Below are 4,788 nucleotides of genomic sequence, written 5' to 3' on the forward strand. Positions count from 1 at the left end.
CGCGTGTAGTCCTTCTCCTCGGGCAGCACGTCAGGAATAGAGGCCTGGAAGGCCGGAGTGAAGCCTGCCGACGCCGACTGCAGGACGAAGATGAGAAGATATACCTGCCAGACTTCGGTAACGAAGGGCAGGAACACCGCGACTGCTGCCCGGATGAGGTCGAGCGAAACCAACATGGTGCGGCGTGGCAGGCGCTCTGCGAACGCAGCGGCGACAGGCGCCACGCCGACATAGGCGATCATCTTGATAGCGAGCGCCGTGCCGAGCACCGCGCCTGCATCGGCGCCGGCAAGATCATAGGCCAGCAGCCCGAGTGCTACGGTGGCAAGGCCAGTGCCGATCAGGGCGATGACCTGGGCCAGGAAGAGATGACGGTAGGTGCGATCGGCCAGGACCTGAAGCATATTTTGCCTTCTTGCAGCGGATTGGGGTTCGTCGAGCCAGGAATGTAGCGCGAACAGCCCGCCTGTCTCAGTGGTGGTGGCCTTCCGGCTCGACCATCTTGAATGGCAGCACCTGCTCCCGACCCTTCGCGAGCAGGATCAACCTCGCCTGGAATTCATGCGGCTCAGCAGGGGCGACGGTGCTCTCAAGCCGATGATGGTTGTCGGCTACGGGCTGGAGGCGAAGCGTCTCTGGCCCGTTGGGCCGGTCGATGATCACAGTCGCTGTCAAATCATCGGCGTGCCGGTCTATGGTCAGCCGCATCCGCTCGCCGGCCGCCGTGTCGACGATTTCCAACGTCCCTTCAGCCAGATCGCAGGCGACCTTGAAGGGCTCCGGCGCATGATGGTGAGCATGAGAGGTTTCCGCGCCAGTGACGGCCGACCCGGCCGGGCTCACCAGGCGGACATTGGCTTCCGCCAACGCCGGCAAGTGAGCGAACAGTTCCTCCTTGAGGGCCTCGCTAACGCCCAGCACGTCCTTGGCCGTCGCCATCTCCGGAACACTGATGGCGACGTCGGCATGCAGGCGATGTCCGATCCAGCGTGCCTGCACGCTTTCAACGCGCCCGATGCCCGACACGTGTTCGGCGGCATGATGGATTTCGTCGATGATGCCGGGCTCGACACCGTCGAGCATGCGGGTCAACACGGCTTTCGACGACTGCCAGACGATGGCGAAGATCGCCACGGTGATCAGCAGCCCGACGATCGGATCGGCAAGCGGAAAGCCCAGCCACACGCCGATAGCGCCCAGCACGACCGCCAGGCTGGTAAAGCCGTCGGTGCGGGCATGGTAGCCGTCCGCGATCAGCGCAGCGCTGTTGATCTCTCGCCCGACACGGATACGAAATACGGCGACCGCTTCATTGCCGATGAAGCCTATGAGGCCGGCGATGGCGACCCAGCCAAGAAACGTGATGGGACGCGGATTGATCAACCGGTCGATCGCCTCATAGCCGGCAACGACGGCACTGAAGAGGATGATGAGAACGATGACGATTCCAGCCAGATCCTCGACCCGGCCCAGCCCGTAGGTGAACGTCTTGCTCGGCTTGCGGCGGGCCAGCACGAACGCGATCCACAGCGGAATGGCAGTGGCCGCGTCGCCGACATTGTGGATCGTATCGGCCAGCAGCGCCACGCTGCCGGAGAGGAACACAACCACAAGCTGGAGCGCTGCCGTGATAGCCAGAACGACGAACGACCATTTGATCGCCCAGATGCCGCGCGTCGTCGTGGCGATCGTCGGATCTATGACACCGTGTGTGTGGCCATGGCCGCCATCACCGTGATCATGTCCGTGGCCGCCAAAACCTTGCGTCATCGGGCCAAATCCAAACCAATCGCGAACTTTGTCCTTCATGGCGCTTCTCACAGGTACTTGGTGATGTCCTTGAATTCGTCGATCGAGCGGCGCTGCTCGCGCGCCAACGGCCCGACGACGTCTTCAAGGCAATGGTTGAGATGATCCTGGATCAAGGTCTTCTTGGCCTGCGAAATGGCCTTCTCGACAGCATGAAGCTGCTGGGCGAGGTCGAGGCAGGGCCGGCCCGCTTCGATCATTTCGATGACACCCTTGAGATGTCCGCCAGCCCGTTTCAGGCGCTTGACGATATCGGGATGGGTTTCGTGGATGTGAGGTTGCTCGCTCATATGTTGATACTATCCTCCTGGAGGGGATATGCAAGTCTCAAAGAGGCCTCGATTCTGGTGCATGCAACAACCATTCCTTAGGATTTTGGAGAATAATCGCCGTTCATGCCGAATCGGATCCACAGCTCAGCCTTTTGTCTCGTCATCGCCTTGGCGATGACGTTCGGCATGCTGCGTCCTTTCGGCTATTCGGCCTCGCACGATCCGGTCGCACTTGCCGCCGCCACGATCGAGCGCCAAGTCGAAGCCGCCGCGCAGATCGAAAATCATGACCATGCAAATGATGACGGCGTCGCCGACGAGCAGAGCGCTGGCCATTTTCACGGGCACAATGCGGCCGACCACTCGCACGAAACGGCGAGTACGCCCGCCGACTTCGCGCCGACCGTTCCACAGATCGAGCGGGGCTGGCTAAAGTATCAGCCGACTTTCGTCGATCCGGACACGACATTCCGGCTTGATCGACCGCCGAGACCGTTCCTCGCAGCATGATCGCGGCCGCTCACGCGGCCACCCTCAACGACGAAGATTGGAAATTTCATGCAAGGACCCTTCGATCAGGGCCGATCACGCGCGCGTCGCACGTGTTGGCGACCCGCCCTGCCCCTGCTTATCGCTCTGCTGACCCTGCCGCTGCTGGCAGGAGCAGCCTTTGCCCATGCCGTTGCCGCCGGCGACAAGGGCTATATCCAGGAAATCTCGGGCATCAACATGCTGCCCTTCATCTATCTCGGCGCCAAGCACATGGTGACCGGATACGACCACATTCTGTTCTTGTTCGGCGTGATCTTCTTCCTCTACCGGATGAAGCATATCGGCATCTACGTCAGCCTGTTTGCGCTCGGCCACTCCACGACCATGCTGCTTGGCGTCTACTTCAACGTCGGCATCAACAGCTACATCATCGACGCCATCATCGGCCTGTCCGTGGTCTACAAGGCGCTCGACAATATGGGCGCTTTCCAGCGATGGCTCGGCTTCCAGCCGAACACCAAGGTCGCGACACTGGTCTTCGGCTTCTTCCACGGCTTTGGCCTGTCGACGAAGATCATCGAATACAACATCTCGCCGGACGGCCTGGTGCCCAATCTGCTCGCCTTCAATGTCGGTGTCGAGATCGGCCAGCTCATGGCTCTTGGAGCCATCCTGATCGTGATGGGCTATTGGCGCCGCACACGAAGCTTCTGGCGTCACGCCTATACCGCAAACGTCATCATGATGACGGCCGGGTTCCTGCTGATCGGATATCAGCTCACCGGCCTGTTCGTCGCAGCATAGGAACCGCAACAATGTACAATACTGACTTGCCCACTCGCGCCGAATTGCCCACTTCAGCGCAGCTGAAGCGCTCCACCTTCATTGCCGCGCTGACGGCGCTCGCCTTGCTTGTCTCGGTCGTTATGCCGTCCGAGTATGCAATCGACCTGACGGGGGCGGGCAGATTGCTCGGCCTCACCAGAATGGGCGAAATCAAAACACAGTTGGCAGCCGAGGCGGCAGCGGACGAAATGGCCAGCGCGAAGGCTTCGGCCGAGCGGATGACGCAAATGGTCCCTCCAGCCGAGTTGATGGCGCGCATGGACCGAATTGAAAACCTCCTCGTTGCCCTTACCGCCGAACAGCCCGCGTCGCAGCCATCCCCAACTGGGGAGGCCATTGCCCAAGACAATGTGACAGTTGGAGAGATTGCTCCTGCCGAAGCCCTGCCAGTCAATCCGAGTGCGGCGCCGCAGGTCGCAGAAATTCCCGCGGAAGCGCCGGCCCCGACCACCGGAAGGCGAGATGAAATGTCCTTCACACTGACACCGGGTCAGGGCATTGAGGTCAAGCTCGTGATGCGGCAGGGTGCCAAGGCAAACTTTTCCTGGACAGCGGACGGTGGCGTGGTGAACTTCGAGACGCACGGCGATGGCGGCGGTCAGTCCGTAAGCTACGAAAAGGGCCGCAGCGTTCCAGCTGACGAAGGTGCCATTGAAGCCGCCTTCGATGGAAATCATGGCTGGTTCTGGCGCAACCGCGGTGACAGCGACGTGACGCTGACGATCCAGACCGAAGGCGATTACATCGACATTAAGCGGATGATCTAAAGCAGTACCAGGTACGCCCGGCACTTGTGGTGCCGGGCGTGACTTGTTTGCCTGTTCCACCGTGGAGCGCGAAATTGTATCGAAAGCTTTCATGCACTCGCTGGTGCTGTGCTTCTCGATCGGCCTTACGATCGCTGTCGTCACGGTCGGGGCTGCCGCTGCCCCGAGCGTCCTGCACGCGACCAGGCGTTGGTCCTGGTTCTCGACCGTCCCGCGCTGGGCTCCCATTTCTCGAGCATTCTCATTATCGCCGTGGGCCTCTATGTCGGATACCATGGCTGGACAGGACTAGCCGCCGCGGGGGGGCCTGATGCGCTCACGCTTCACGCCAAGACCGCAAATCCGAGATAGCGAGCCAATCATGAAATCCGCGATAGCAAGCACCGAAAGCGTCGCACCGGCGCCTAAAGCGGCTCCATCGGGTTGGCGATCGCTGATGACGCGCGAACGTTGGTTCGAAGTCGCGCGCATCCTGTTTACCGGCTTGATGGCGTTGCTGTATTGGCAGCAGCTCATACCAATACAAGCCTTGTGGGTGGCGGTTGCCATCGGCTTGTATCCGCTCGTCAAGACCGGCGTCGTTGATCTCGTAAAAGAGCGCA

The 4,788-nt window shown here is 60.9% G+C and carries 6 protein-coding genes; 3 read left to right on the top strand and 3 right to left on the bottom strand.

The annotated features are described in order from the left end of the window. The 3 genes from NKH70_RS35390 to NKH70_RS35400 all read right to left on the bottom strand — a co-directional run. Positions 1-404, bottom strand: a 404-nt coding sequence (locus NKH70_RS35390; RefSeq protein WP_353027449.1) for an MFS transporter, incomplete at its 3' end; no start/stop codon positions are given. A gap of 67 nt (positions 405-471) precedes the next feature. After that, complete coding sequence (locus tag NKH70_RS35395; RefSeq protein WP_353027450.1) at positions 472-1,809, bottom strand: cation diffusion facilitator family transporter; 1,338 nt, start codon at positions 1,807-1,809, stop codon at positions 472-474. An 8-nt stretch (positions 1,810-1,817) separates the two neighbouring features. Continuing rightward, positions 1,818-2,099, bottom strand: a complete 282-nt coding sequence (locus tag NKH70_RS35400; RefSeq protein ID WP_352466313.1) for a metal-sensing transcriptional repressor — start codon at positions 2,097-2,099, stop codon at positions 1,818-1,820. Between the two features lie 105 nt (positions 2,100-2,204). On the opposite strand from NKH70_RS35400, the gene NKH70_RS35405 reads away from it, so the two are divergent. From NKH70_RS35405 to NKH70_RS35415, 3 genes are read left to right on the top strand one after another with little or no spacing between them, the layout of a single operon-like run. Then, positions 2,205-2,591 carry a hypothetical protein gene (locus NKH70_RS35405; RefSeq protein WP_352491415.1) on the top strand — a complete coding sequence of 129 codons (387 nt, stop codon included), beginning with the start codon at positions 2,205-2,207 and terminating at the stop codon, positions 2,589-2,591. A gap of 48 nt (positions 2,592-2,639) precedes the next feature. Then, the gene (locus tag NKH70_RS35410; protein ID WP_353027451.1) at positions 2,640-3,377 is read left to right on the top strand and encodes a HupE/UreJ family protein; all 738 of its coding nucleotides are present in this window, start codon (positions 2,640-2,642) and stop codon (positions 3,375-3,377) included. Between the two features lie 11 nt (positions 3,378-3,388). Then, a complete protein-coding gene (locus NKH70_RS35415) occupies positions 3,389-4,186 on the top strand; it encodes a hypothetical protein (RefSeq protein ID WP_353027452.1) in 798 nt (265 codons plus the stop codon). The last annotated feature ends 602 nt before the right edge of the window (positions 4,187-4,788 follow it).

The organism is Mesorhizobium sp. M0991, assembly GCF_040318915.1.
In the GTDB taxonomy this organism is placed as follows: domain Bacteria; phylum Pseudomonadota; class Alphaproteobacteria; order Rhizobiales; family Rhizobiaceae; genus Mesorhizobium.

Excerpts from the sequence above, each read along its gene's own strand:
- NKH70_RS35400 (WP_352466313.1), bottom strand. The coding sequence starts at position 2,099 with ATGAGCGAGCAACCTCACATCCACGAAACCCATCCCGATATCGTCAAG.
- NKH70_RS35415 (WP_353027452.1), top strand. The coding sequence starts at position 3,389 with ATGTACAATACTGACTTGCCCACTCGCGCCGAATTGCCCACTTCAGCG.
- NKH70_RS35410 (WP_353027451.1), top strand. The coding sequence starts at position 2,640 with ATGCAAGGACCCTTCGATCAGGGCCGATCACGCGCGCGTCGCACGTGT.
- NKH70_RS35395 (WP_353027450.1), bottom strand. The coding sequence starts at position 1,809 with ATGAAGGACAAAGTTCGCGATTGGTTTGGATTTGGCCCGATGACGCAA.
- NKH70_RS35405 (WP_352491415.1), top strand. The coding sequence starts at position 2,205 with ATGCCGAATCGGATCCACAGCTCAGCCTTTTGTCTCGTCATCGCCTTG.